Annotated in this window: 26 protein-coding genes and 1 pseudogene; 13 read left to right on the top strand and 14 right to left on the bottom strand. The window is 71.0% G+C overall.

Going from position 1 to position 26000, the window contains the following annotated elements; genetic code table 11:
* Positions 1-65: 65 nt before the first annotated feature.
* Positions 66-692 (bottom strand): TetR/AcrR family transcriptional regulator, encoded by a 627-nt coding sequence (locus tag ACIQMX_RS01005; RefSeq protein ID WP_363066375.1) that lies wholly within the window; start codon positions 690-692, stop codon positions 66-68.
* Between the two features lie 101 nt (positions 693-793).
* On the opposite strand from ACIQMX_RS01005, the gene ACIQMX_RS01000 reads away from it, so the two are divergent.
* Positions 794-2251, top strand: coding sequence for an MFS transporter (locus ACIQMX_RS01000; RefSeq protein ID WP_402474237.1), 1458 nt, complete (start codon positions 794-796; stop codon positions 2249-2251).
* Between the two features lie 179 nt (positions 2252-2430).
* Here ACIQMX_RS01000 and ACIQMX_RS00995 read toward each other — a convergent pair whose 3' ends face one another.
* The 3 genes from ACIQMX_RS00995 to ACIQMX_RS00985 form a co-directional block, all read right to left on the bottom strand.
* Entirely contained in the window at positions 2431-2970 is a 540-nt protein-coding gene (locus ACIQMX_RS00995) for a GNAT family N-acetyltransferase (protein ID WP_363066371.1), read from the bottom strand.
* A gap of 72 nt (positions 2971-3042) precedes the next feature.
* Entirely contained in the window at positions 3043-3396 is a 354-nt protein-coding gene (locus ACIQMX_RS00990) for a hypothetical protein (protein WP_402474234.1), read from the bottom strand.
* A 192-nt stretch (positions 3397-3588) separates the two neighbouring features.
* A complete protein-coding gene (locus tag ACIQMX_RS00985; protein ID WP_402474232.1) occupies positions 3589-4101 on the bottom strand; it encodes a hypothetical protein in 513 nt (170 codons plus the stop codon).
* A gap of 278 nt (positions 4102-4379) precedes the next feature.
* Between ACIQMX_RS00985 and ACIQMX_RS00980 the strand changes: the two genes are divergently transcribed.
* Entirely contained in the window at positions 4380-5492 is a 1113-nt protein-coding gene (locus ACIQMX_RS00980; RefSeq protein ID WP_402474230.1) for a hypothetical protein, read from the top strand.
* Positions 5493-6035: 543 nt separating this feature from the next.
* Here ACIQMX_RS00980 and ACIQMX_RS00975 read toward each other — a convergent pair.
* The 3 genes and pseudogenes from ACIQMX_RS00975 to sodN all read right to left on the bottom strand — a co-directional run.
* Positions 6036-6267 (bottom strand): annotated as a pseudogene (locus tag ACIQMX_RS00975) (IS5/IS1182 family transposase); the annotation flags it as partial.
* 516 nt (positions 6268-6783) lie between these two features.
* Entirely contained in the window at positions 6784-8034 is a 1251-nt protein-coding gene (locus ACIQMX_RS00970) for a helix-turn-helix domain-containing protein (protein WP_363066656.1), read from the bottom strand.
* 483 nt (positions 8035-8517) lie between these two features.
* Complete coding sequence (gene sodN, locus ACIQMX_RS00965; protein WP_219567071.1) at positions 8518-8913, bottom strand: superoxide dismutase, Ni; 396 nt, start codon at positions 8911-8913, stop codon at positions 8518-8520.
* A gap of 180 nt (positions 8914-9093) precedes the next feature.
* Here sodN and sodX point away from each other — a divergent pair, with 180 nt between their 5' ends.
* Positions 9094-9552 (top strand): nickel-type superoxide dismutase maturation protease, encoded by a 459-nt coding sequence (gene sodX / locus ACIQMX_RS00960; protein WP_363066235.1) that lies wholly within the window; start codon positions 9094-9096, stop codon positions 9550-9552.
* Here the strand turns inward: sodX and ACIQMX_RS00955 are convergent.
* Entirely contained in the window at positions 9456-10085 is a 630-nt protein-coding gene (locus ACIQMX_RS00955; RefSeq protein ID WP_363066233.1) for a CGNR zinc finger domain-containing protein, read from the bottom strand. The two genes, sodX and ACIQMX_RS00955, sit on opposite strands and share 97 nt — an antisense overlap.
* A gap of 75 nt (positions 10086-10160) precedes the next feature.
* On the opposite strand from ACIQMX_RS00955, the gene ACIQMX_RS00950 reads away from it, so the two are divergent.
* The 3 genes from ACIQMX_RS00950 (at position 10161) to ACIQMX_RS00940 (ending at position 12329) form a co-directional block, all read left to right on the top strand.
* A complete protein-coding gene (locus ACIQMX_RS00950; RefSeq protein ID WP_363066231.1) occupies positions 10161-10937 on the top strand; it encodes a class I SAM-dependent methyltransferase in 777 nt (258 codons plus the stop codon).
* Positions 10938-11085: 148 nt separating this feature from the next.
* Positions 11086-11574, top strand: coding sequence for a SigE family RNA polymerase sigma factor (locus tag ACIQMX_RS00945; RefSeq protein ID WP_363066229.1), 489 nt, complete (start codon positions 11086-11088; stop codon positions 11572-11574).
* Positions 11571-12329, top strand: coding sequence for a hypothetical protein (locus tag ACIQMX_RS00940; protein WP_363066227.1), 759 nt, complete (start codon positions 11571-11573; stop codon positions 12327-12329). Before ACIQMX_RS00945 ends, ACIQMX_RS00940 begins: the two co-directional genes overlap by 4 nt.
* Before the next feature lie 72 nt (positions 12330-12401).
* Here ACIQMX_RS00940 and ACIQMX_RS00935 read toward each other — a convergent pair whose 3' ends face one another.
* The 3 genes from ACIQMX_RS00935 to ACIQMX_RS00925 are packed head-to-tail and all read right to left on the bottom strand — an operon-like array spanning position 12402 to position 15113.
* The gene (locus tag ACIQMX_RS00935; RefSeq protein ID WP_148020678.1) at positions 12402-13163 is read right to left on the bottom strand and encodes an amino acid ABC transporter ATP-binding protein; all 762 of its coding nucleotides are present in this window, start codon (positions 13161-13163) and stop codon (positions 12402-12404) included.
* On the bottom strand, positions 13160-14110 hold the full coding sequence (locus ACIQMX_RS00930) for an amino acid ABC transporter permease (RefSeq protein ID WP_363066225.1): 951 nt from the start codon (positions 14108-14110) through the stop codon (positions 13160-13162). The genes ACIQMX_RS00935 and ACIQMX_RS00930 overlap by 4 nt, the downstream gene beginning before the upstream one ends.
* Before the next feature lie 28 nt (positions 14111-14138).
* Positions 14139-15113 (bottom strand): ABC transporter substrate-binding protein, encoded by a 975-nt coding sequence (locus ACIQMX_RS00925; RefSeq protein ID WP_363066223.1) that lies wholly within the window; start codon positions 15111-15113, stop codon positions 14139-14141.
* Between the two features lie 522 nt (positions 15114-15635).
* On the opposite strand from ACIQMX_RS00925, the gene ACIQMX_RS00920 reads away from it, so the two are divergent.
* The 4 genes from ACIQMX_RS00920 (at position 15636) to ACIQMX_RS00905 (ending at position 18827) form a co-directional block, all read left to right on the top strand.
* Positions 15636-16859: an NADP-dependent malic enzyme gene (locus tag ACIQMX_RS00920; RefSeq protein ID WP_363066221.1), complete on the top strand. Its 1224-nt coding sequence runs from the start codon at positions 15636-15638 to the stop codon at positions 16857-16859.
* Between the two features lie 179 nt (positions 16860-17038).
* Positions 17039-18004 (top strand): zinc-binding dehydrogenase, encoded by a 966-nt coding sequence (locus tag ACIQMX_RS00915; protein ID WP_363066219.1) that lies wholly within the window; start codon positions 17039-17041, stop codon positions 18002-18004.
* Positions 18005-18042: 38 nt separating this feature from the next.
* The gene (locus ACIQMX_RS00910) at positions 18043-18252 is read left to right on the top strand and encodes a sigma factor-like helix-turn-helix DNA-binding protein (RefSeq protein ID WP_266782775.1); all 210 of its coding nucleotides are present in this window, start codon (positions 18043-18045) and stop codon (positions 18250-18252) included.
* Complete coding sequence (locus ACIQMX_RS00905) at positions 18252-18827, top strand: Clp protease N-terminal domain-containing protein (protein ID WP_402474221.1); 576 nt, start codon at positions 18252-18254, stop codon at positions 18825-18827. The genes ACIQMX_RS00910 and ACIQMX_RS00905 overlap by 1 nt, the downstream gene beginning before the upstream one ends.
* A gap of 56 nt (positions 18828-18883) precedes the next feature.
* On the opposite strand, the gene ACIQMX_RS00900 is transcribed toward ACIQMX_RS00905, so the two are convergent.
* Complete coding sequence (locus tag ACIQMX_RS00900; RefSeq protein WP_363066215.1) at positions 18884-19873, bottom strand: helix-turn-helix transcriptional regulator; 990 nt, start codon at positions 19871-19873, stop codon at positions 18884-18886.
* Between the two features lies 1 nt (position 19874).
* Positions 19875-20732: a hypothetical protein gene (locus ACIQMX_RS00895; protein ID WP_363066213.1), complete on the bottom strand. Its 858-nt coding sequence runs from the start codon at positions 20730-20732 to the stop codon at positions 19875-19877.
* 164 nt (positions 20733-20896) lie between these two features.
* Here ACIQMX_RS00895 and ACIQMX_RS00890 point away from each other — a divergent pair, with 164 nt between their 5' ends.
* Positions 20897-21730: a hypothetical protein gene (locus ACIQMX_RS00890; RefSeq protein WP_402474218.1), complete on the top strand. Its 834-nt coding sequence runs from the start codon at positions 20897-20899 to the stop codon at positions 21728-21730.
* 39 nt (positions 21731-21769) lie between these two features.
* On the opposite strand, the gene ACIQMX_RS00885 is transcribed toward ACIQMX_RS00890, so the two are convergent.
* Entirely contained in the window at positions 21770-21955 is a 186-nt protein-coding gene (locus ACIQMX_RS00885) for a DUF6104 family protein (RefSeq protein WP_046907272.1), read from the bottom strand.
* A 1289-nt stretch (positions 21956-23244) separates the two neighbouring features.
* Between ACIQMX_RS00885 and ACIQMX_RS00880 the strand changes: the two genes are divergently transcribed.
* Entirely contained in the window at positions 23245-23829 is a 585-nt protein-coding gene (locus ACIQMX_RS00880; RefSeq protein ID WP_402474214.1) for a CU044_2847 family protein, read from the top strand.
* A complete protein-coding gene (locus tag ACIQMX_RS00875) occupies positions 23826-25910 on the top strand; it encodes a trypsin-like peptidase domain-containing protein (RefSeq protein WP_402474212.1) in 2085 nt (694 codons plus the stop codon). Before ACIQMX_RS00880 ends, ACIQMX_RS00875 begins: the two co-directional genes overlap by 4 nt.
* The last annotated feature ends 90 nt before the right edge of the window (positions 25911-26000 follow it).

The following is a 26000-nucleotide window of genomic DNA, read 5'->3' as shown; positions in this document are numbered from 1 at the left end:
CGGACCGGCCGAACCCGGCCCCTGCGTACCTGGCGGCGCTCACTCGCGTACGCACCCGGCCCGGCTCACCTCGCGGACACATACGCGCCGGCCTTCGCCGCCGCGACCGCCGCCTCGGCTGCGCGGTCGGCGGCCGCCTCGTCGAGCGGGTCGCCGCTGGCCAGCAGGCGGTAGTAGAGGGGGGCCGACACGGCGCGGATCACCTCGTCCGGATCGGTCCCGGCGGGAAGCTCGCCGCGCTCGACGGCCTCGGTGACGCACCCTGCCCACTCCTCGATGCGGACCGCGTAGAACCGGTGCAGGGCCTGGGCCGTGCGCGCGTCGCAGGTCGCCGCGGCGATCACGGACCGGAACAGGGCGCCCTGGCGCGCGTCGGTGAGCGTCGACAGCACGAGCCGGGCGTTGGCCCTGAGGTCCTCGTCCAGTGAGCCGCTCCTGGTCCGCGGCGAGGACTGTTCGGCCATGTCGTCGAGAAGGTCGGCGATCAGACCGGTCGTGGTGGACCAGCGCCGGTAGACGGTCGTCTTGCCCACCTCGGCGCGCCGTGCGACATCGGCGAGGTCGAGCCGGTCGAAGCCGTGCTCGGCCAGCGCGTCACCTGCCGCACGCAGGACGGATTCACGTACCCGGGCGGTGCGCCCGCCGGGCCGGACCGTGCCGGGTTCCACGTTCTCCGCGCTCTCGGACGTCATAACGGGTCTCCAGTTCCATTAATGGGTGTTCCTCTGCTACGGTCATGCCATCTTAACGGAACCACAGACCCGTTAAAACTCTCCTTCGAGGAAGGACGACCATGTCCGCACCCAGCCAGACCCAGCAACGCGACGCGACCGCTCCCGCCGTGGCCCCGTCGGCGGCTCCCCGTATGACCGGGCGGCAGAAGCTCGTCCTGACCCTCCTCCTCGGCGCCCAGTTCATGATCGCCGTGGACTTCTCGATCCTGAACGTCGCCCTGCCCGTCGTCGGTGAAGGACTCGGCTTCTCGCTCCCGGACCTTCAGTGGATCGCCACCTCCTTCGCCCTGGCCGCCGCCGGATTCACCCTCCTGTTCGGCCGCATCGCCGACCTCGTGGGCCGCAAGCGCCTCTTCGTGGGCGGCATGGTCGTCCTCGGCGTCTCCTCGGCACTCGGCGGACTGGCGTCCTCGCCCGAGGTCCTGCTCACCGCCCGGGTCCTCCAGGGCCTGGCCACGGCGGCCGTCACCCCCGCCGGACTCGCCCTGCTGACCACCGCGTTCAAGGAGGGCCCGCTGCGTGAACGCGCGCTCGGCCTCAACGGCGCGCTGATGTCCGCGGGCTTCACCGCGGGCGCGATCCTCGGCGGACTCCTCACCGACCTGCTCTCCTGGCGCTGGGCCTTCTTCGTCAACGTCCCCGTCGCGGCCCTCGTCGTCGCGCTCGCCCCGTCCGTCATCACCGACTCACGCCCCGCAGGCCGCCCCCGCCTCGACGTCCCGGGCGCCGCGACCGTCACCGGCGGACTGCTGCTCCTGGTCTACGGCCTCACCCAGGCCGGCGCGACGGGCTGGACCGCGCCCACCACCCTGACCGCACTGCTCGCCGGTGCCGCGCTGCTCGTCGCCTTCTGGTTCGTCGAGAAGAGGGCCGCCGCGCCGCTCGTCCCCGTACGCATCCTCAAGCGCCGCAGCGTCATCTGGGGCAACACCGCCGGTCTGATCGCCTTCGTCACCGAGACCTCGCTGGTCTTCCTGCTGACGCTCTACCTCCAGGAAGTCCTCGGCTACTCGCCACTCGCGACAGGCCTCGCCTTCGGTGTCCTGGGTATCGGCACGGTGATCGGCGGCACGCTCGGCGGCCGGGCCGTCGGCCGCTACGGCAACCGGACGGCCATCGTGGCCGGAGGCATCATCCAGGCCGTCGCCACCCTCTCCCTGGTGGCACTCGGCACCTCCGGTGCCTGGATCTGGCTCCTGCTGGCAGCCACCTTCATCGGCGGGATCGGCAACATGCTGATGATCGTCGGCTTCATGGTCACGGCGACCTCCGGCCTCCCCGACGACGAACAGGGCCTGGCCACCGGCCTGGCCACGATGACCCAGCAGGTCGGCATCACCATGGGCATCCCGATCATGAGCGCCATCGCCACGGCCCGGATGTCCGGCCTCGGCGACGGCGACCCGCAGACCGTCCTGTCCGGCGTCTCGCTCGCGATCCTGGTCAACTCCGCCCTCGTCCTGGCGGGATCCCTGCTGGCCGGGGCCTTCCTCGCACCGCGGCGCGCGGCGCGCTAGCAAGGGTGCGGGGCACGCACGGTACGCGGACCACCGACCGGAGACGCGGGGCCACGAGGCCCCGCGTCTCCGGTCGTACGCACTCCGGTACGACTTCCGCAGACCGGTACCCGCGCCATCCGCGGAGCAGCGACGCGTGTCTGCCCCGCGAATCCGCACTCCTTCGCCGGGTTCGCGGGTCAGAGCGGAGCAAGGATCATGAGGATCTCGTCACGGTCTTCGCCTGCTGCAAGGCGGAGGGCGCCGGGCCACCGGCCCACTTCCTTCCAGCCGAGCCGCCCGTAGAAGTCCTCCAGGCCGACCTCGCTGCGGACAGCGAGGCGCAGTTGTTCCAACCCCATCTCTTCCTTGGCGGCCCTGCGCACTTCCTCCATGAGGGCACGGCCGACGCCCCGGCCGCGTACGGCGGTTCGGGTCTGGACATGGTGGAGGGTGCCCCAGTGCGCGATCAGTCTGAACGGGTCGCGGCGGACGTTGAGCCAGCCTGCGAGTTCACCGTCCACGGTCGCCACGAGCAGCCGACTGGTGTCGGGAGAGAGCAGCTCGATGATGCGATCGAGCGCCGAAGCCACTGTGTCGGCATCGACGGGAGGGAAGGGGAAGCCTGCCGCGCCGCCCGCGTTGGTGACCTCGACCCAGCACTCGGTGAGCGCGCGCCGGATCCGTGGAGTGACGTCGTCCGGAGAGACGAGCTGCTGAAAGGCGGGTGCGGCAGTCATCCCGCGATCATGGCACTCGCCTCTGACATCCCTGAAGGCAACGGCATTGACTGCTGACGAAGCCCCCACGCCCTACGGCGGCGTGATCCCCGCCTGCCGCTGCTCCTTCCGCACACGCCGCGTCATGACCACACCGGGGACGGCGACCGCGAGCAGGACCGGTATCGCCGCGGCGATCCCGAACCAGAGGAAGATGGCCCCGTACCCGTGGGCGGCCTTCGCCGGATCCGCGTCCGCCTGCGCAAGGAGGACGAGGCTCATCACGAACGCCACCACCACGAGGGCCGCGATGACGATGGCCAGCCAGCGGAGAAGGCGTGCCCATCGCCGGTAGGCGGCGCTGACCGCCCGGACCTGTGGCTGCGCGTACATGTCGTAGGCACCGGGTGCCCAGGCCGGGTGGCGGGGCGGCTGCGGGTTGGACATGGGGCCAAGTTCTACTGCGCGGGGTCCGGAAACGCCAGACCCGTCGACGCCGGCCACCTTCCTCACGGGCTGGGCCGCAGTCCATCCGCCCGCGTATGTAGCCCGGTTCAGGGGATGCGGTGACTTCAGTCCCAGGGAGCCGCGGGCAGCGTCCCGGGTGCCCGGAACACGAGGCCGGCCGCAGGGCAGCCCTCAGCTCTTCGGCGATTCCTGCTCGCCGTCGTTGCCTTCGCCCAGAACCCTGGCGCCGACGAAAACCGCTCCCAGAGCGATTGCGGCGCCAGCGGTGACTGCCACCGTCCTGAGTCCTCTGTCCAGGAACTGCTTCGTCTCACTGTCCTTCTGGGACTCCATCGCCACATTCCGCTGGAAACTCTCGTGGATGGTCTGCCGCTGTTCCCAGCTGAGATCGTCCCTGTTGAGTTCGCGGGCCAGCATGTCCCTGTGCTGCTGCGAGGCTCGATGGAAATGGTCCTGGCTCTTCTCGTTGGCCGAGAGGGTGGACTCGTGTGCCTGCTTCACCGAATCCACGGAATTCTTGGCGAGGTCCTTGAAGGCGGGGAACTGCTCAATGATCTTCAGGCGCACCTCAGTGGCCATATCGGGCATCATCGCCGCGAACCTGACCACCTTGTCCTTGGAGAGATTCCTCCAGGAGTCGATCCCGAGCGCCCGCTTGATCTTTGCCTCGTTCTTGTCGTCCATGCCCTGGCTCCGTCCGCCGCCACGTCGTGACTTCCGGATCCTAGCGGCGGCCTCGGACGAGGGCGGCTGAATCCGGCATCGCACGGTCGGCCGGAACTGCCCCGACTCGGGGCGTACTTGCCGCCCATTCGCCTTCACGAAGGGCCCATCCGCTCATCTCGCCATCAGAGAACGCACCGGCCCCGGGCGGCAGACGCCGTTCCCGCAACGACGGGTAAACATGTTGGCCGGTCGTCGGCGGCCTGCGAGGATGCGCCTGTTTCGCAGATGGAGGACATTTGTTCGTTTTCGTGTGTGCGGGATGCGGTGCCGAGTTGACCATCCCGCTGTCCCAGGTCGCCTTGCCGGTCCACGCCCGGCAGAAGTACGGGAACGGGGCCCAGCTCCCCGTGCTCATGCAGGCAGGAACGTTTGCCGTGGACCCGGACCCCTGGGGTGGGCCGTGGCGGATATGGGACGGGATCAATCCGGGCGAGGCCGAGGAACGCGGCATCTACGCGCCGGTCCACGCACTCTCCGACGGCACCCCCCGGGCCAGTGTCATCGCACCCGGCGATATCCGTGGCGTTCGGCTGATCACGGAACAGTGCGGTGGCGCCTGCTGCGGCCTCGATGGAGCCGACGGGCCCAACATGGCCTGCGAGACATGCGATCTTCCCGTGGCGACCAGGGTCGATGACTGCTCGCTCTGGCAGGCCGTACGACTCGACTCGGACGCCGTGCACCGCAACCCCGTCGACGGCACCCACGCCGCGCCCCTCTCCTGGGCGGAGCTGGCGGAACAGGGAGAGCGGACACCCCTGTTCGAACCGATCGGCACGTGGGGAGGACCGCTGGGGCCGGGCCACTTCTGGTCGTGGAGCCCGCGGTGGGAGGCCGCAGCCGGCCACGCGCTCGCTCACCTGCTGGTGGCCTCCCGGGGGCAGCCGGTGGCGGTCCCCGACGGCGCGGCCGCGGACGTGTTCCAGCGCGCGCTCGACACCCTGTTGTCCACCGGCACCCCGAAGCGGCGCGCCGTCCTGGCCGGACCCGGGCGGCCTTCCGCCGACGAGGACGCCGACATCCTCCTCGTACCCCTCCACCCGCAGACGGGCCTGCCCTGGACTCCTGAGGGCCCGGGCCGGGCAGCCTCGGCGTACCTGGTGCCCCTGCCTCTGGGGGTGTGGCTGTGGCTCGTCTCGCCCCAGCCGCACTTGCCGGTTCCCGCGTCGGGCCGCATACCCCGGGACGTACTCCGCGATGACCCGCTCCCCATGCTGCCCAACCAGTCCTTCCGGGCCGACCGGGGAACGTTCGAGCACACCTTGGTCCGACTGCCGGCCGTGCGCAGACCGTGGCTGCGCACCATCCTCGAGAACCTCACGCAGGGCACCTCTGCCGCCCTGTTCTAGGAGCCCGGAGAAAGGAAGGCCGCACCCGGTCCGACAAGGACGCCGTCATAGGCGCCCCGCGGTCCGGGTGCGGTCGGGTACGGGTAACGCGGCCCGCTGTATCGGGGGTCGGACGGCCCAACCGGAGATCAGGCCTTCTCGGTCTCCTGGCAATGGGTCGGGTCGGTGACCTGAGGGGATCTTTCCTGTGGGTTGCTGACCCGGCCTTCTGCTGATGGCTGGCGAGGGTGTGTGACGGTCGTGATCGGGTGTCCTGCGGACTGCGAGCGCGGCTCTGGATCACGGGGGCCCGAAGCCGTCAGTCGCCCGACACCTGCGGCGGCGGGCAGAAGCACACGTGCGCTGTTCGGAGGGACTGCCGAGCTGGTGCAGTCGCCTTCCGGCGATTGGCGCTGGACAGGTAAGGACGCTGATGGGACATCCGGCACGGCCGCGGATGGGACGCTTTACCCGGCCGCAGAGGAAGCAGCGGCCCACGCGGGCGCATTCCTCAAAGAACACGCTCTTGGCAACGGCCATCGGTCCTAAAGCTTCTCTCGTAGGTCATCTGCGGGCCCGGACGAGGATGGCCGCGAGGCGGAGTGCGGCCTGGTAGGCAATCGCAAGCTTGTCCGTTCGCATGGCCGGCCCGCGCCACTGGTCGGTTGATGCGTCTTTCGAGCGTGTTGCGCTGCTGGTGTGCCTCGGCGTCGAAAGCGGGTGGTCGGCCACCCGAGCGGCCTCGCCGCAGACGGTGGCCGACCTGGCCGGACGGCTGGGGAATGACAGCGCGGACTGGAAGTTTCACCGGGACGGATACGCGCGGGGCGCAGTCCTCGGGATGTCGCACACGACTCGGTGAACGAGGATGGTGACCCCAGGCCCCGTTGCCCCGGGAATTGTGTACGGGACTGAGTCCTCGGGCTTCATCGGCTTGTCGCAGCGGGCACACATCATCGGGCGTCCTTCCGCGCTCGGCCGAGGTGGGTGGCGGTGGTACAGGCCGCCCCGGCGCGGCATGTGGCGCACTGAGCGGTGTGGCCGAGCAGCTTCCGGTACGCGGCGTCGTGCCGGGGCAGACACCGAGGGCATCCGCAGTCCGGGAACGCCGCCGACGGGTCCACTGTCGTGGCCGGCACCACCGGGGCCTCCGGGCGTAACACGCGGGTGATCCCGGCCCGGTTCACCACATACACCTTGATGGTCATCACGGGCGCTCGTCCCCCCGGTCATCTCGTCGGCAGTTCCCCGACGGTATGAGCGGGCATGGCGAGCGAGGGGCAGGAATCCTGCCCCTCGCTCGGGGGTTCGACTACGCGGCGAGCAGTCCGAGCTGGTCGGCCAAGGCCGCGGCGCGCTGACGCCGGGCCGGGACGCGGGACTCCGTTTCCTCCAGCACGATCCGGCGCGCGTAGCCGTTGTAGCGGATCGTCTCCGGGGCCGCCTGGTGCGCCTTCTCCAGAGTGGCGAGGGCGGTCTCCGCCTGCCCGTCCAACTGATACGCGCGTGCCTCCTCGATGCGGTGCCGGGCCAGTCGCGGCCGCGACGGGATCGCCGTGCTGTCCGCGGCGACCGCCTGCCGCACCGACTCCCCGCCGGCTCGCAGCTCAACCGCCACGGTCACCGCGTGGGCACCCATGATGGCCTGCGAGAACGACGTGATCGGGTGGTAGTAGCCGGGGGACAGTCGGGCCGCGGTGATGTTCGCTTTGTCCCACCACCCCCACGCCGTGCCGCTTTCTCCGCGACGCGCGGCGGTGTACCCGGCCTCGAACTGCAATGCCCCGGCGATCGCAATGGTGCGGTCGTCGGCGTCCGGGAGCGACCGTTCGAGGTAGCCGAGCGCCTCCATCGTCATGGCGTCGGCCGCGTCGAAGTGTGCGGGCCCGGTGTCGCGGTGCGCTTGCGCGGACAGCCACGCTGCGACACCGATCGCGTGCGGCTCCTCCGACTCCTGGGCCGCGGCCATGCCCCGCTCGGCCACACGCCACAGCAGCGCACTGTCCGGCTGGTACGCCACGAAGAACTGGCTGAGGCTGTACACCTCGGACAGGACGGCCTGCCCCGCCCGCCGCTCAGCAGACGTGCCGGCCTGCCTCACCGTCAACTGCGCATCCCGGATCAACCCGGGCAGCAACTCGCCCAAGACCTCGCGGTGGTTCGGCGCCCGATGCCGCGCCTGCCACGCCTTCACCAACCGGGCTGCGACATGCTCGGCCGGCGGCGCCTGCCGGTCCCCGTCCAACGACAGGGCGTTCACCGCGGCCCGCACTTCCGGCAACCGCGAGTGGCCCGGCCCGATGAACAGATCCACGGGGGCGGATTGGTCTCCGGTCAGGTCGGACAGACACCGGACGCGCAGCAGTTCGGCGATGCGCAGGATCACGGGAAGCTTCGGCATACCGATCTGCCCCGTCTCGACTTGCTTCACCCACGACTGCGACATGCCCAGCAGCCCCGCCACGACTGGCCGAGACAGGCCTCGTTTCGTCCGCAGGATCTGCATTCGCTGCCCGAATGCGACCGGGGCGGCGTACGGGTCGGGGGTGGCATCAGCTGGCATGGGCGTGCCCCTCTCTGAACAGCTCGTCACCGTCAGGGTATGAGCCGCCGCCCTTTCCGTGTGCCCGGTCACATGATCCTGAACGCGCAGAAGCGCCGCCGCCCACCGAGGCCGGGGCAAGGGGCGCGGCGGCGGACATGGCTTGATGCGAGGAACCCGGTCCGGAAGCGGCTGGAGAACCGGAACACGGCACGTGATCCCGCCGTGTTGACGATGATCGGGTTCCCGGTTCAGGTCCCGCTCATGTACTGCGTTCCGGTCACCGACAGGGTGTGGTGACCGTCGTCGCCGCCCCGGGTTGACGGTGGTGCCGGAGTCGGCCACGTCGAACGTCGGCCTAAGCGGAGGGGGTACCCACTGGGTGTCCGGCCAGTTCGGCGAGGCGATCCACGAACAGGGAAAGGGCCCGGCCGCATGAAGCGGTCGAGCCCTCTCGTTCCTGCTCTGGCCGGTTGTCCGGCCAGCAGCCGAACGGTTGACCGATCAGGCCTTCTTGGTCTCCCAGAAGATCTTGTCGATCTCGGCGATCAGGTCGAGCGCCTTCTGGCCCGTGGCCGGGTCCGTGGAGCCCTTCGCGGCCGAAAGCGCCTTGAGGGCGTCGTTGACCAGCTGGTGCAGCTCCGGGTACTTCTCGAAGTGCGGGGGCTTGAAGTAGTCGCTCCACAGCACCGAGACGTGGTGCTTGGCGAGCTCGGCGCGCTGCTCCTTGATGACCACCGCGCGGGCCCGGAAGTGCGGGTCCTCGTTGGCCTGGTACTTCTCCTGGACGGCCTTGACGGACTCCGCCTCGATGCGGGCCTGGGCCGGGTCGTACACGCCGCAGGGGAGGTCGCAGTGGGCGCTGACCTTCACCTTGGGGGCAAACAGGCGGGAAAGCATTGAGCTGTCCTTCCTCGTGATCGTCTTCTCAGGTGGGACATTACTCCGTGAGAAGCGTGTTTTTGCGGGTGCCCCCATGGGCTTAGGCCAAAAGTCCAGGGTGGGGATGAGACCAGTGGCCGAATGTACGGAACCCTGTGAGGGGCGGTGTACTGGACGGGCCGGGGAGGTGGCGGAGCGATGCGGGAGGTGCCGGAGGTGCCGGAACTGACCGATGACCAGCCTCGAAGGGGGCTGGCGGCGAGAGTGCCGTTCCAGGTGGTGGAGGTGACGGGGCCCTCGATGGTGCCCACGCTCCACCACGGGGACTGGCTGCTCGTGCAGTACGGGGCGCAGGTGCGCCCCGGTGACGTGGTGATTCTGCGGCATCCGTTCCAGCAGGACCTGCTGGTGGTCAAGCGGGCCGTGGAGCGGCGGGCCGGTGGCTGGTGGGTGCTGGGTGACAACCGTTTCGCGGGTGGGGACAGCACGGACTACGGGACGGTGCCCGTGGAGCTCGTCCTGGCCAGGGTCCGGGCCCGGTACCGGCCGCTGACGAAGGATCAGCTCTCGGTGCGCGGGGTGGCGGGCTGGGCCGTGTCCGCGCTGCGGCCGGTCTCCGCGGCCCGTTCCGTCTCCAGGCGCTTCCGGGCCCGGTAGGCGGCCACGTTGGCGCGTGTCGCGCAGCGGTCCGAGCAGTAGCGGCGGGAGCGGTTGGTCGAGGTGTCGAGGTAGGCGTTGCGGCACGGTGGCGCCTCGCAGAGGCCGAGCCGGTCCACGCCGTACGACGTGAGGTGGAAGGCGAGGCCCATCGCCGCGATCGCGGCGTAGCCCGCCGTGGCGTTGGACGGGTGGTCGCTCAGATGCATGTGCCAGTCCGGCTTGCCGTCCGCGTCCCGGGTGTCGTGCCCGGAGATCTGCGGGCTGACGGGGAACTCCAGCAGCAGTGAGTTGAGCAGGTCGACAGCGAGCGTCTCGTCGTCGCCGTCGGCCGCCTCGAAGACCGCGCGCAGCCGGCCCCGCACGGACCGGAAGCGGGTCACGTCCGCGTCGGTCGCCCGCCGTGCGGCCTGTCCATTGGCGCCGAAGAGCTCGCGCACCGCGTCGACCGAGGTGAGGGCGTCCTTGTTGCGGGCCGGCTCCTCGGTGTTGACCAGGCGCACGGCGTAGTCCGAGTAATAGGCCAGTTCCACTTGTAGTCCTTACGGCGTCGGGCTAGGGTCGGTGCGGCGATGAAGTAATGGGCTTCTAGGGGTCCAGGGTATTACATGGGAGGGTTTCAAGTGACGGAGACAGCTACGGGCACCGACTGGCAGTCCTGGCAGGAGAGCTGGGACCGGCAGCAGGAGTGGTACCTGCCCGACCGCGAGGAACGCTTCCGGGTCATGCTCGACATGGTCGAGGCCTTCGCCGGCCCGGAACCGCGGGTGCTCGACCTCGCATGCGGTACGGGAAGTATTACGGACAGGCTGCTGCGGCGGTTCCCGAACGCCACCAGTACCGGCGTCGACCTCGACCCGGCGCTGCTCGCCATCGCCCGAGGCACCTTCGCCGGTGACGAACGCGTCAGCTTCGTGACCGCCGACCTCAAGGACCCGCGGTGGACGGAGCGGCTGCCCCACGCCACGTACGACGCCGTCCTCACCGCCACCGCCCTGCACTGGCTGCACAGTGAGCCGCTCGCCGCCCTGTACGGGCAGATCGGCGGTCTCGTCCGGGACGGCGGCGTGTTCATGAACGCCGACCGCATGATCGAGACGGGGACGCCCCGGATCAACGCCGCCGAACGAGCCCACCGGCACGCCGGTATGGACCGGGCCAAGGCCGCCGGGGTCCTGGACTGGTCGCAGTGGTGGGCGCTGGCCGCGAAGGACCCGGTGCTCGCCGGGCCCACCGCCGAGCGGTTCGAGATCTACGGCGAGCACGCCGACGGCGACATGCCGTCCGCGTCCTGGCACGCGGACACCCTGCGCGCCGCGGGGTTCGCCGAGGCGCGGGCCGTCTGGTCCTCGCCCTCGGACAGTCTGGTGCTCGCGGTGAAGTAGGGGCACCATGCGGGGCGGGGCGGTACGGACGACGGTCCGGACCGCCCCGCCATTTTTTTGTGACCCACTGCCGCAACCCGCCCCGCGTCCCACCGCACTGGAAGGGTGAGACGGTCCGCGCCCGCGGACCGGGGGAGGGACGGTGACGATGCGGAGCGATGACGACGACGCGCTGCACGCCTTCGTCGAGGGCCGGCGCACCGCACTGTTCCGCAGCGCGTATCTGCTCTGCGGCGACCGCCACGAGGCCGAGGACCTGGTCCAGGCGACGCTGGTCAAGGTGGTGCTCGGCGGCCGGCGGCACGGGCGCCTCGACAACATCGAGGCGTACGCGCGCAAGACGCTGGTCAACACGTTCATCGCGGCCCGCCGCCGGTTCTGGCGGCGCGAGCAGTCCTACGGCGAACTGCCCGAACGGGCGGCACACGCACCCGACACGGAGACCGGCCTCGCGGTACGGGCGGCACTCGCCCGGCTCACGCCCAGGCAGCGGGCCGTCCTGGTGCTGCGTTATTGGGAGGACCTGAGCGTCGAGGCCACGGCCCAGCTGCTCGGGATGCGGGAGAACACGGTCAAGAGCCACACGGCTCGGGGGTTGGCGGCGCTGCGCGCCGAGATGGCGGAGGAATTGGTATGAACGACGTGCGTGAACTGCTGGGGCGGGCCGCAGAGGACGCCGGGCGGCCGGTCATCAGTACCGCGGTGGTCTACGCGAGGGCGGCCCGGGTACGCAGGCGCCGCCGGGTCGCGGTGACGGCGGCCGCGGTGTGCGCGGTGGCGGCGGGTGCGTTCGTGGTACCCGGACTCTCCGCGGAGCAGAGCCCGCGGACCTCGTCGGTGGCGGCCCCGACCAAGGCCGGCGACCGGGCCGGCCTGCTGAGCGCGCTGCTGCCGAAGGGCGTCGGCGCGGTCCAGCAGGTGTCGCTGGCCGTCATCATCAAGCAGGCGACGCCCGCACAGGCCAAGGACCACCCGTACGGGCCGCTGGACGGGCAGTACGCGGTCCGGCGCGAGGGCGGGGTCGGCTATCTGACCGTCGACACGCGCTCCGCGAAGTCCATCGAGAAGAAGCTCGGCGGATTCCCGCAGCAGAAGGACCTGTGCAAGCCGGACAACGGTGAGCCCGAACCCACCGACTGCGTCCGCGAGGAGCTGCCGGACGGGCGGGTGCTGACCATCTGGAGCGATGCGATGGACTACGGGGACGGCACCCCGCAGTGGGGGCCGGAGCTGGTGGCCCGGCTCACGCTCAAGGACGGCGGGCAGCTGGCCGTACGCGACAGCACCGGCTTCGAGGCCAAGACCGCGCTGGGGCCGCTCCTGAAGACGCCGCCGCTCACGCGGGCGCAGCTGCGGGAGCTGATGCTCCGCCCGGAGCTGCTGAAGAAGTAGGGCTGCGCGATATGTGAGAGGGCGGTACGGACCCGCAGGGGTCCGTACCGCCCTCTCACGTGCGTACGGCCGCTACAGCACCTTGGACAGGAACGACTTCGTCCGGTCGTGCTGCGGGTTGGTCAGCACGTCGCGCGGGTGGCCCGACTCGACCACCACGCCGTCGTCCATGAAGACCAGCGCGTCGCCGACCTCACGGGCGAAGCCCATCTCGTGGGTCACGACGATCATCGTCATGCCGTCCTCGGCGAGACCGCGCATGACGTCGAGTACGTCGCCCACCAGCTCCGGGTCGAGCGCCGAGGTGGGCTCGTCGAAGAGCATCAGCTTCGGCTCCATGGCCAGCGCCCGGGCGATGGCCACCCGCTGCTGCTGTCCGCCGGAGAGCTGCGACGGGTAGTTCTTCGCCTTGTCGGACAGGCCGACGCGGTCCAGGAGGCGTTCGGCGCGGGCCCGGGCGACGGCCCGGGACTCGCCCTTGACCTGGACGGGCGCCTCCATGACGTTCTCGATCGCCGTCATGTGGGGGAACAGGTTGAAGCGCTGGAACACCATGCCGATGTCACGGCGCTTCAGGGCGACTTCACTGTCCTTGAGCTCGTAGAGCTTGTCGCCCTTCTGGCGGTAGCCCACCAGTTCGCCGTCGACGTACAGCCGGCCGGCGCTGATCTGCTCCAGGTGGTTGATGCACCGCAGGAACGTCGACTTGCCGGAACCGGACGGGCCGATCAGACAGAAGACCTCGCGCGGGGCGACCTCCAGGTCGATGCCCTTGAGGATGTGCGCGGCGCCGAAGGACTTGTGGACGCCCTCGGCCTTCACCATGGCGGTCATGCCATGCCTCCCTTCGGGCGGCCCAGCGACAGCAGGTTGGCCCGGATCTTCTGCATCGGTGTGGGCGGCAGGCTGCGGCTGGAGCCACGGGCGTAGTACCGCTCCAGGTAGTACTGCCCGACGCTCAGCACCGAGGTCATGACCAGGTACCAGGCCGCGGCGAGGAAGTACATCTCCACCGGGGCCCCGGACGCCTGTCCGATGTCCTGGGCGTACTTGAACAGTTCGTAGAACTGGACGGCGGCCACCAGCGACGTGGTCTTCAGCATGTTGATGACCTCGTTGCCCGTGGGCGGCACGATCACCCGCATGGCCTGGGGGATCACGACCCGGCGCAGCGTCTTGCCGTGGCTCATGCCGAGCGCGTGCGAGGCCTCCGTCTGGCCCTCGTCGACCGAGAGCAGGCCGGCACGGCAGATCTCCGCCATGTACGCGGCCTCGTTGAGGCCCAGGCCGAGCAGCGCCGTCAGCAGCGGCGTCATGAAGCTCGACCAGTAGTCCTTGTAGATCGGTCCGAGGTTGATGTACTCGAAGACCAGACCGAGGTTGAACCAGACGAAGAGCTGGACCAGGACCGGCGTTCCGCGGAAGAACCAGATGTAGGACCACGCGATCGACGAGGTCACGGGGTTCTTCGACAGGCGCATCACGGCCAGCAGGATGCCGCCGACCACGCCGATCACCATCGACAGCACGGTCAGCAGGAGCGTCTGGCCGACGCCCTTGATGATCCGGTCGTCGAAGAAGTAGTCCGGGACCGCGCCCCAGTTGATCTTGCCCTGGCTGAAGGCGTAGACGATGGCGACGAGCGCGGCGATGGCGATGACCGCCGAGACGTACCGGCCGTAGTGCCGGACCGGGATGGCCTTGATCGCCTCCGGGCCGGCGGACGGTGTGGGGGGTGCGGGCGACCGGTCGGCCGGGCCCGTCTTCTCGATGTCAGTCACGGCTGATGCCTTTCAGCGCCGGATCCGGTCAGGATCCGCCGTTCAGCTTGGCCTCGGTGACCGCGCCGGCCTCCACGCCCCACTTGGCGATGATCTTCTCGTACTCGCCGTTCTTGATGATCGCCGCCAGGGCCGCCTGGATGGCCTTGGTCAGCTGGTCGTTGCCCTTGGCGACGGCGATGCCGTACGGGGCCGCCTCGACCTGCTCGCCGACGAGCTGGAAGTCCTTGCCGCCGCCCGAGGTCTTCACCGCGTACGCGGCGACCGGGAAGTCGGAGGAGCCGGCGTCGGCCCCGCCGGAGCGCAGCCGGGTCTGGGCCTGGAGGTCGTTGTCGTACGACTCGATGGCGATCTTCTTGCCGCCGGTGCACTTCTTGGACTCGGCCTTGGCCAGGTCGTTGGAGACGGTGTTGCGCTGGACGGCGATCTTCTTGCCGCAGAGGTCGGCCCAGGTCTTGATGCCCTGGTCGTCGCCCTTCTTGGTGTAGATCGAGACGCCGGCGGTGAAGTAGTCGACGAAGTCGACGCCCTCGCCGACCTTCTTCTTCGTCTCGGGGTCGACGCCGTTCTGACGGTCCTTGGTGTCCGTCATGGCCGACATGGCGATGTCGTAGCGCTTGGCGCGCAGACCGGTGACCAGGGTGTCGAAGGTGCCGTTCTCGAACTGGAACTCCACGCCCAGCTCCTTGCCGAGCGCGGCGGCCAGGTCCGGGTCGATGCCGACCGTCTTGCCGGAACCGTCCTTGAACTCGACCGGCGGGTACGCGATGTCCGAGCCGACCTTGATGACGCCCTTGGACTTGATGTCCGCGGGGAGGAGGTCGGCGGGCGAGGAGGCCGCGGCGGACGCGCCGTCACTGGCCTTGGCGGAGGCCGAGTCGTCGGCGTTGTTCTTCGTCTGGTCGCCACAGGCGGTCAGCAGCATGGTGCCGGCGACCGCGATGGCGCCGACCGCGGCAATACGGGACTTCGCGGTCGTGCGACGCGTGGTTCGTGCGGTCATGGTGGGGTTCCTCCGGCAGGTGAGGGTGGTGTCGCCAGGCGGTATGGCACACAGCGTCGGGTGTCGCCGCCTTGTGTGATTACGGCATCTTGCCATTCGGACTAGCCCGAACAGGGGGCACCGCATGTCAAAATCGGGTAACGGGACACCCCCGAACCCAGTGGGCCGGCACATCAAGGCCGGACCTTTCCCTGGAATCGCTTCTTCCTGCCGGAAGATCCACCGCGCTGGACCTGCTCTGGGCGGATTTCATGTCGCCTGGCCGACTTGTGCGTATGTCCCACTATGAGACGCGTCACCGTGGGGATACCGACTCGTCCGCGGTGCGGCCTGTCCGGTAAGAAGGACGTTTACACCCCTCATCCGGGGCTCAGGGCGCGTGTGCGGCGCGCCCGCGCGTATGAATCTCTCCCCGCCGGGCGGCCCACTCGCCCAGCGCGGGGAACGTACGCGGTGCCCACCCACCCCTCCTCAACCAGGAGTGGCCACCCTCGAACGATGAAGACTTAAGGGGTCAACACCATGGCAGCGGAGATCGTCAATCCTCGCAGCGACAGCAATACGGACAGCACGCCCGACAACACCACCGACGAGCCGTTCGATCCGGCCTTCGCGCTCCACCGGGGCGGGAAGATGGCCGTGCAGGCCACCGTCCCGATCCGGGACAAGGACGACCTGTCCCTCGCGTACACGCCCGGCGTGGCGAAGGTGTGCAGCGCGATCGCCGAGAACCCGGAGCTCGTCCACGACTACACCTGGAAGTCGCAGGTCGTCGCCGTCGTGACGGACGGCACCGCGGTGCTCGGTCTCGGCGACATCGGCCCCGAGGCCTCCCTCCCCGTGATGGAGGGCAAGGCGATCCTGTTCAAGCAGTTCGGTGGCGTGGACGCGGTGCCGATCGCGCTCGCGACCACCGACGCGGACGAGATCGTGGAGACCGTCGTCCGGCTCGCCCCGTCCTTCGGCGGGGTGAACCTGGAGGACATCTCGGCGCCGCGCTGCTTCGAGATCGAGCGCAAGCTCCAGGAGCGGCTCGACATTCCGGTCTTCCACGACGACCAGCACGGCACCGCCGTGGTCACGCTCGCAGCCCTGCGCAACGCGGCGAAGCTGTCCGGGCGCGGCCTGGGCGAGCTGCGCGGCGTCATCTCGGGCGCAGGCGCGGCCGGAGTCGCCATCGCCAAGTTCCTGCTGGAGGCGGGGCTCGGCGATGTCGCCGTCGCCGACCGCAAGGGCATCGTCAGCCGGGACCGCGAGGACCTGACCGACGTCAAGCGTGAGCTCGCCGAGCTCACCAACAAGGCAGGGATCTCGGGGTCCCTGGCGGACGCGCTGGCCGGTGCGGACATCTTCATCGGTGTCTCCGGCGGTACGGTCCCGGAGCCGGCCGTCGCCTCGATGGCACCCGGCGCCTTCGTCTTCGCCATGGCGAACCCGAACCCCGAGGTGCACCCCGACATCGCGCACAAGTACGCGGCGGTCGTGGCGACCGGGCGGTCGGACTACCCGAACCAGATCAACAACGTGCTGGCGTTCCCCGGGATCTTCGCCGGCGCGCTCCAGGTGCGGGCGTCGCGGATCACCGAGGGCATGAAGATCGCCGCGGCGAACGCGCTGGCCGACGTGGTGGGCGACGAACTGGCCGCCGACTACGTGATCCCGTCGCCGTTCGACGAGCGGGTCGCCCCGGCGGTGACGGCGGCCGTCGCGGCGGCCGCGCGGGCGGAGGGTGTCGCCCGGCGCTGAGGTGAGCGAGTGCGGGGGTCCGGGCGCGGCGCCTTTCCGGGGGTGCCGCCCCCGGACCCCCGCTTCTCGATCTCCTCCGGGCTTCGTCCGGGGAGGCTCCCAGGGGCTGGATCGCGCGCGGTGCGTGTCACACCCGCAGCCGGTTACGCCCGCCCCGCGGCCCGCCTATCGTCGGGCCCATGTTCGCCGCCTACGCATCCCGCCTCGACCGCGACCACCCCCTCAACGGCCTTGAGCTGGGCGAACGCCCGGCTCCCGGGGCGCGTCCCGGGTGGACCACCGTCAACGTCCGGGCCGCCTCCCTCAATCACCACGACCTCTGGTCCCTGCGCGGTGTCGGCATCACCGAGGACAAGCTGCCGATGATCCTCGGCTGCGACGCCGCGGGCACCGACCAGGACGGCAACGAGGTCGTCCTGCACTCCGTCATCGGCCAGACCGGGCACGGGGTCGGCCCCGACGAGCCCCGTTCCATCCTCACCGAGCGCTACCAGGGCACGTTCGCCGAGCAGGTGACCGTCCCCAGCTGGAACGTGCTGCCCAAGCCGAAGGAGCTCACCTTCGAGCAGGCCGCCTGCCTGCCCACCGCCTGGCTGACCGCGTACCGCATGCTCTTCACCAACGCCGGGGTACGGCCCGGTGACTCCGTCCTCGTCCAGGGTGCCGGGGGCGGCGTCGCGACCGCCGCGATCGTCCTCGGCCGGGCCGCCGGGCTGCGCGTCTACGCCACCAGCCGCGACGAGGCCAAGCGCAGGCGAGCCGTCGAACTCGGTGCCGTCGAGGCGTACGAACCCGGCGCACGGCTGCCCCACCGGGTCGACGCCGTCATCGAGACGGTCGGCGCCGCCACCTGGTCGCACTCCGTCAAGTCCCTGCGCCCCGGCGGCACGCTGGTCATCTCCGGGGCCACCAGCGGCGACCGGCCCTCGCACGCCGAACTGACCCGGATCTTCTTCCTGGAGCTGAAGGTCGTCGGCTCGACCATGGGGTCCAAGGACGAGCTGGAGGACCTGCTCGCCTTCTGCGCGACCACCGGGGTGCGGCCCGTCATCGACGAGGTGCTGCCGCTGGACCGTGCTCGCGAGGGGTTCGAGCGGATCGCCTCGGGTGACCTGTTCGGGAAGATCGTGCTGACTGTCAACTAGGGTTGACGTCGGTCATGGTGTCAACGTAAGTTGACACCATGACCGAAGCAACGGATCTCGCCGAACGCGCCGGCGACCGCGACCCCCGCGTGGGGCTGCGGTCGGTCGCCGCGCTGCGGCGGCTGCTGGAGCAGCTGGAAGCCGTACAAGTCAGAAGCGCCCGGGTGCAGGGCTGGTCGTGGCAGGAGATCGCGGCCGAACTGGGCGTCAGCCGGCAAGCCGTGCACAAGAAGTACGGGAGGCATTGATGTTCGAGCGATTCACCAAGGGTGCCCGCGCCGCCGTGGGCGGCGCCGTGGCCCATGCCGAACGGGCGGACGCCGATACGGTCTCCGAGGAGTATCTGCTGCTCGCGCTGCTGGACCAGGAGGGCGGCCGGGCGCCGTTCGCCCTGACCGCGCTGGGCCTCACCGACCGCAGGGAGTCCGTCGAGGCGGCCCTGGCCGACGCGCGCAGGCGCGGCGGTATGACGAGGGCCGATGCCGACGCCCTGGCGGACATCGGCATCGATCTCGGCGCGATCGTGTCCCGTGTCGAGGAGGCGCACGGCGAGGGTGCTCTCGAGGGCGGCCGCGGCGGTCGCCGCCGGCTGACGGGGCATCGCCCGTTCACACCCGGGGCCAAGAAGATCCTGGAGCGGTCGCTCCGGATCGCGGTCGGCCGCCGCGACCGCTTCATCGGTGAGGAACACCTCCTGCTGGCCCTCACCGCGTCCCCCGGAGTCGTGGCCGACGTGCTCGCCGAGCACGGCGCGACGTACGAGACGGTCAGCCGTGCGCTGTACGGGGACGGCGAAGCGGGCCGGGACCGCGAGGCGGGCTGAACGACGGGCGGCCCGGGGAGCGTTGCCGCTTCCCGGGCCGCCCGGCCGGTCCCGTCCTACTTCGCGGGGCCGTCGGCGTCCTTCCGCAGCAGCGCCCCGATGCGGGCCGCCGCCGTCGACAGATGCCGGCGGGCCTCCGCGAGCTGGTCCTCCGTCACCCCCCGGTCCCTTGCCGCATCGCGGATGTCGTCGCGGAACCGGTCGAGCAGGCGGTCCAGGTCGCGGGCCGGGTCGCCGGTGCCGCCCGAGTCCTTGCCCCACTCGGGGTCGGTTCCGGCGGTGTCCGGCTTCACGTGAGGCGGCCAGTTGCCGGTACGGGCGAAGCCGCCCAGCTGGCCGGTGATCTCGGCCAGTCCCTCCCGTACGCCTGCCGGCCAGTCACCCCGGGCGAAGTGGTCCTGGACCTGGCGGGCGGCGTTCTGCATCTGCTCACGCGCCCTGTCCTGGGCCTCCTTGGCCTGGCGGCGGGCCTGCTGGGCCTCCTCGCGGGCGCGGCGGGACTCGTCCTTCGCCCGGCGCGCCTGCTCCTTCCACTCCTGCTTGGCCTTGCGCAGCTCCTCCTTGGCGGTGCGCCAGGCCTCCTTGTCCCCGAAGTCGCCGAAGGCGCCGAACGGGGGCTCCTCGGCGGTCCTGCCGCCCGGCCGGGCGGAGCCCGTGTGCCGTGACTCGTCGGCCGCGGCGCGCATCTCGCTGCGCAGCTTGCCCGCCGCGCCCCGGACGTCGTCGCGGATCTCGGCGGCCAGCTCGGAGACCGACTCCCTGATCTCCAGCTCCAGATCGGCGAGCTCGCCGGTGCGGCCCGCCAGTTCGTCGCGGCCGGCGTCGGTGATCGAGTAGACCTTGCGGCCGCCCTCGGTGGCGTGCGTGACCAGGCCCTCCGCCTCCAGCTTGGCCAGGCGCGGGTAGACGGTGCCCGCGGACGGGGCGTACAGCCCCTGGAAACGCTCCTCCAGGAGCCTGATCACCTCGTAGCCGTGGCGAGGGGCCTCGTCGAGCAGCTTCAGCAGATAGAGGCGCAGGCGGCCATGGGCGAAAACGGGGGGCATGTCAGAGCACCTTTCCGGTCGGCTCGGCGTCGTGCGATTCGCCCTCGGCCGGTGGGCGGCGCAGCAGGGCGATCGATCCCGAGACCGTCGTCGCCCTCAGTGTCCCCGTTCCGGAGCCCAGCGTGCCGGTGATCTTCTTCGCCCCCCACTGGCCGCTGACCCGGAGGTCCTCGAAGCCGTTGGAGACGGAGCCGCTCGCGGTGTTCGCCTCGACCCTGGCGTCGGCCGGGTGCGGCAGGCGGATGGCGAGCTCGCCGGAGACCGTGGCCAGCCGGACGTCGGTGGGCCTCCCGGTCGGGTCGAGATCGAGCACCATGCTGCCGCTGACCGAATCCGCCTTCACGGAGGCGCCGGCGCCCTCGACGACGGTCAGATCGCCGGAGACCGAGTGGAAGCGCAGGTCGCCGGTGACGGCCTGGGCCTCCACGTTGCCGGACACGGTCTCCGCGCCGACCGGCCCGGCGAGCCCGACGAGCGTGGTGTCGCCGGTGACGCCGCGTACGTCCGTACGGCCGCGGATCCCGGAGACGAACGCGCCCGCGCCGACCGCGCCGACCTCCACCGTCGCATCGGCCGGGACCGCGAGGGAGACCACCGCGCGGCGGTGCCAGCCCTTGCGGTCGAGCCACTTGAGCACGCTCTGCCAGGCCAGGTCCTCGTACGAGACGGTCAGGACGCCGTCCTGCTGGGTGACGATCAGCGGCGGTCCCTCGATGCCGGAGACCTCCAGCCTGGCCGTCGGCTCGTCGGTGCCGACGACGTTGACCGTCCCGTTGACGATGCGCACGCTCAGCGCGGTCACGGGCTCGTCGAAGGTGAGCTTGCGAGGCTCGGCGATGGCCCACGTCGACACAGGCATGGATCTGACCTCCTGGGGAGCGCGGATGACGCAACATATCGCGTCTCTTGCGGAACACGATATATCGCGGATAGGGGAAGTCAAGGCCGATGTGGGGGAGTGGGCGAGATGGCGAGTGGGGCAAAGTGCATCAGAAGTGGGCAATTTGTCCTACGGTGTGGAGCATGGACGCGACATCACCCGTGGGAGCACTGCTGCTGTGCCGGGCCGAGCCGGACACCGTGCGGCCGGTCGCCCATCTGCTGCGCGAGCCGATGCTGCTCGCGCCCGCCGGGGAGGACTGGAGCGTCCTCGTGCCGGAGGGAACGCCCTGGCGGGGCGGGAACGCCGGGCCGCCGGCGGCCGGGGAGACCGCCGAACCCGTCGACCGGGTCCTCGGGGGCTGGGCCACCGCACTCGCGGTCGGGTCCACCTGGCCGGTCCTGGCGCTGTGGTGGGACGGCGACCGGGCCGGATGCACGCTCGCCGCGGGATTCCGCCGCCCGGTCGGCTATGTCTGGCTCGCCGACGGGACCCCCGCCGGTGAGGACGAGGCGATGCGTACGTTCGCCGAGCGGCTCGGCCTCGATCCCGTGCTGGATGTCCAGGCCCTCGAAGCCCTGACCCGTCCTGATCCGGAGACGGACGCCCGGGCCCGGCTCCGCGGCCTGCTCGCCGTGCTCACCCGCATCGGTCTGGAACTCCCGGCGGGCCTCGACCCCGGTGAGCCCTCCGGCCGGCCGGTCGCGGGGGCCGGGCTGCCGCCGGATGCCGAGAAGATCGAGTGGGCCGGCTGGCGGGACGCGGTCAGGGTCGAACTCGAAGCCGTGGAGAGCAGCCGCCTGGGCCCCTGGATGCGTGGCCCCCGGGCCCGCGCCCTGGCGGGCGCCCAACTGGCGGCGGGGCTCCCGATGGCCCTCTGGGGAGCGGGCCGGCGCAGGGGCGGATGGGTCTTCGCGGGGGCCCTGCTGATGGCGCACGGGGCGCTCGGCCTCGCGTACGACCGGATCAGGGACTGACGGGCCCGTCAGTCCCGCGCGCCGGACTTCCCCGGCCGCTCAGTCCTCGTCGTCGTCCTCGTCGTCCAGCCGGGCCAGCCAGGTGGCGAGGCGCTCGACCGGCACCTCGAAGTCGGGGTTGAGGTCGACGAAGGTGCGCAGCTGCTCGGCGAGCCACTCGAAAGTGACCTCTTCCTCGCCTCGCCGCTTCTCCAGCTCCTCGATACCGCGGTCGGTGAAGTACATGGCGCAAGTTTACTGGTGAAGCGGATTGGCCCGGCACGCTCCAGGCCTTGGTGAACCGCCCCGCACGGGGCCGGGGCGAAGCGTCCCGCGCAGGGTCGAAGCGAGGCGTCCCGCGCAGGACCGAGGGGTAGGCAGGCGTCCCGCGCAGGACCGTGGGGCAGGCAGGCGTTCCGCGCAGGGCCGAGGCGAGGCAACCCGCGCAGGGCCGAGGCGGGCCAACCCGGGCAGGGCCGTGGTGGGGCGGGCCGCAGTGCCGCTTCTCTGTCGGCGATGGCTGCCGGCCCGGCGCCCCGCTGTGGCTGTGACCTGGCATCCTGCGCTCGGGCCAGGGCCGTGTCCCCGACCGTGATCGGCGACCCCGTGGAACGGCAGACGCGCACACTGCGTTGCGTGACCTCGTCATGGCGGCGACCGTGCGCATCCGTGGTGGCGGGGTCGGGTAAGTCCTCGGACGGACCCCCGTGACCCGGGGAGCGTGTTCTTCAGCGCGCCCGGCTGGATTCCCACGTGTGGTGTGCGGGTGCCGTGGAGTGCGACAGCGAGGAGGGCGAGACCGAACGCCGCCGGTGCTGTCCGTGTCGGCCGCCACGCCTTCGAGCGACGGGGCCCGCCCGAGCGGTGTTCTTTTGCGACGATCCCCGCCGTGCACGACCGGCGTTCCCGGACGGGTCCACAGCGCCTGTCCGGGAGACCGGAACCGTGGGTTGCGCCCCGGCCGCTTCATGGCGGACGGGCGAAGTCGAGAGGAGGCGTACGAAAACGGCTGCGGCCCCCTGCTGCGAACAGGAGGCCGCGTGCCTTGCCCAGTAGCTCCACCGATCAAAGGAGAGAACCATGGGTTGCACATCCGAGCCTACGGACGATCCGGAAGGCACGTCGACCCTCCCCTTACGGCGCAAGGCGTCGCTCGGGGCCTTGCCCGCAGGGGCGTCCGGCAGTGGTGACGTCCCTGTGAGGCGCCACCGTGATCTGCGCTCCCTCGCGCTCACCGCAGGCCATGGACTGGTCCACGGCCTGGCGTCCGCAGCCGGAGGGGCCGTCGTCACCGGCCTCATCTGGTGGAGCCGGGGGTGCACCACCGGGCCCGCCGCTCCATCGAGCGGCGGGCCCCTCACCGCTGCGCGGTGACCGCCGGCAGCGGCAGAGGCCGCATCCCGGGATGCGGGCCGCCGGCGGCCGCGCGGACCGGCCGAGAACCGGGCCGCCACGCACACGCGTCATGGTCCAAGTACCTCGCATCGGCCGCCTACGGCCGTTAACCTGCGGGTAGTTGGGGAACGGGGGGCTTCATGGACGACAGCGGGACCCGTATTACGCGCATCGAGATGCCGGACGGCACACCGGTCTGGGCGCGGATCTCCGGAGCAGAGGAACTGGACCGTCCGGAGCCCGGTGGGCTGACGTTCACGGACACCGGATTCGGGAACCTCACCGGCCAGGTGCAGGCGCGGGTGGAGAGCCTGCACTCCGTGGTGACCAGCGTCGCGCGCTCGCTCGCCGTGCCGCTGCGCGCGGTGCGGCCGGACGAGGTCAGCGTCGAGTTCGGGATCGAGCTCACCGCCAAGTCCGGCAAGGTCGTCGGACTGCTCGCGGACGGTGAGGCCAAGGGCGCGATCAAGGTCACGCTGACCTGGAACGGGGGCGGGCCACCGGTCGATCCGCCCCCGCCGGAACCCGTGCCCGTACCGGCCCAGGCGCCCGCTCCTGCCCCTGCCCCCGCCCCCGCGGTGCCGCCCGTCCCGTTCGCGCCCCCGGCGCCCGTGCCCCCGGCGCCGCCCGCCGGCGCACCCACGGGCCTTCCGCACGCCGGGGCAGCCCCCGGCGCACCGGCACACCCCGACGGCGCGGACGACACCGACGGCGGCGGGGCATGACCTCGGACCCCGACGGGGGCGCAGAGGGCGGCCGGGGACAGTCGGACGCTGCTCTTCTGGGCCTCGTGGAGGACGCGACCGTACGCATCCATCGACCGGCGTCCGGGTATGCCCCTGACGGACCGGGCGGTCAGGCCCCGGGGGGAGAGTTCCTGGGGAGCGGGTTCTTCATCGCTCCGAGCTGGATCCTGACGTGCGCCCACGTGGCCATGCGGGGGGAGGGGGGCATGGTGAACGTGGTGTTCAAGGCGGACCGCTACACCGGCGAACTCGCCGAGGTCCCCGGCAAGGTCGTCGTCGCGATGCCCGGCACCCGGCCGCCGGATACCGCCGCCTGGCCCGCCCCCGACCTGGCGCTCATCCAGCTCCGCCGGCCCGTCGAGCACGCCTGCGTGTACGTCGCCGAGCGCTCCGGGGCCCTGCTCCGCGGCGGTGACATCCGCTGCGTGGGATGGGTCAACTCGCCCGGCGGCGGCCTGAAGCTGCGCAACGGCACCTATCGGGTGAACGGTTCCTACGGTGCCGCCGACGACGTGGAGCAGGTCGTCCTCCTCGACGAGGGCTGGCTGGAGCCGGGCATGTCCGGCGGGCCCGTGATCGACTTCGCCCGGGGCGAGGTGGTCGGGGTGGTCAAGTCGCGGCTGGACCGGCAGCAGGGCGGAACGGCCGTCGGCATCGAGCGCCTGCGCACCCTGGAGGTGCCGTCCACGCCCATCGAGACCGAGACCGACGACACCTACCAGTCCGTCTTCCACGCCCACGACCGCTACCACGCGGACCGGCACAACGTCGCGGTCGGCACCGAGCGGACCTGGACCGACGTGCAGAGCGAACTGCCGGGGACCCCGGCCGGCATCCTCGGCCCCCGGCTGCGCGCGGATCTGCTCGGGCGGCTCGCCGAACTCCCGCCACCGGCCAGCACCCGCAGTCTGCTCACCCTCCTCGACCGTCTGCCCGGCGTGTACTCCCGCGACCACCGGCCGGCCCCGCGCGGCTGGCGGGACGGGCTGGGAGTGCTGTACGACACCCGTGCCCGCGACCGGCAGGCCCGGTTCGAACTGATCGTGCGCTACTGCATGGGTGTCCTCACGGTGGACCGGCCCTGCGGACAGCTCTCCGTCACGAACGCCAAGGCGCTGTGGGGGTGGGTGAAGCGGATCGCCGACGTCGAGCTGTCCCGGGACCTGCGCGGGCAGCTCGACATGGAGTGGGCGGCCATCCGGCTGCGCCTGGAACAGAGCCGTCAGCAGGCCGTGCGCCCGTCCGTGAGCGAACCCGTCCTGTACGGGGACCGCGACGGAGTCGTGCTGAACGTGGACCTTCAGGGCTGGGCCCGCGACCAGTACGACTGGCGGGTCGCCGTCGACCGGCAGGCCTCGGGGGCGGAGCCCATCGACGAGGACAGCCGCGGCGCCCCGCTCGGCACCGTTCCCGACCGGCTCGCAGCCGCGCTCGCCGAGGCCTTCCGGCGGTGCGACGAGCCGGGCAGCCCGGCGATGCTCCAGGTCGTCGTGGCGCCCGCGCTCCTCGGACTTCCGGTCGACGACTGGGTGCTCCCGTCGAACGGGCTGCCGCTCGGAGCCGTGCGCCCGGTGGTCCTGCGCAGCGCGTACCAGGGGCCTGCGGAGGAGCGCCGCGTGCGCTGGGACACCGGGCCGGTGCCGGGGATCCACGCCGAAGCGGTCGACTGCGAGGACGATCTGCGGGTACGTGTACCGGATGTGACGCGGCTGCGGGCCCTGGCACACGACACCGTGCCGGTCCTCTGCCGCTACGGCAGCCGGCCGGACTCCGACACCACCGCCGCGGTGGTGCGGCTGATCGACACCGGCTTCGGGGCCGTCCTGCTGCAGCGAAGGGCCGCCGAGGCCGACACGGTCTGCAGGGAATTCCACCGACGCGTGACCGAGGCCGTCGCGGACGCCCGCACCCGGGACCGGCTGCCGTGGAAGATCCATGAGCTGAGAAGAGGAGTGGGGGCGGGACGTACGGACATGTTCTGGTCCGACGGAGTCGCCCTGTACTACGAAGATCCGAACCGTGCACTGCCGGATTCGGACGCGTTCCTGGAGGCGCCGTGAAGCGAAGTTCAACACCTCGTGCCCGGGGCCCAAGAGCCATGCCCCTTACGGGGGTTACTCCGGATCGATACGGTAAGGCAGGTTCGACGG

Origin of the sequence: Streptomyces sp. NPDC091416, from assembly GCF_044756845.1 — a bacterium.
Classification (GTDB): domain Bacteria; phylum Actinomycetota; class Actinomycetes; order Streptomycetales; family Streptomycetaceae; genus Streptomyces.
This window is presented reverse-complemented; position numbering and strand designations above follow the sequence as displayed.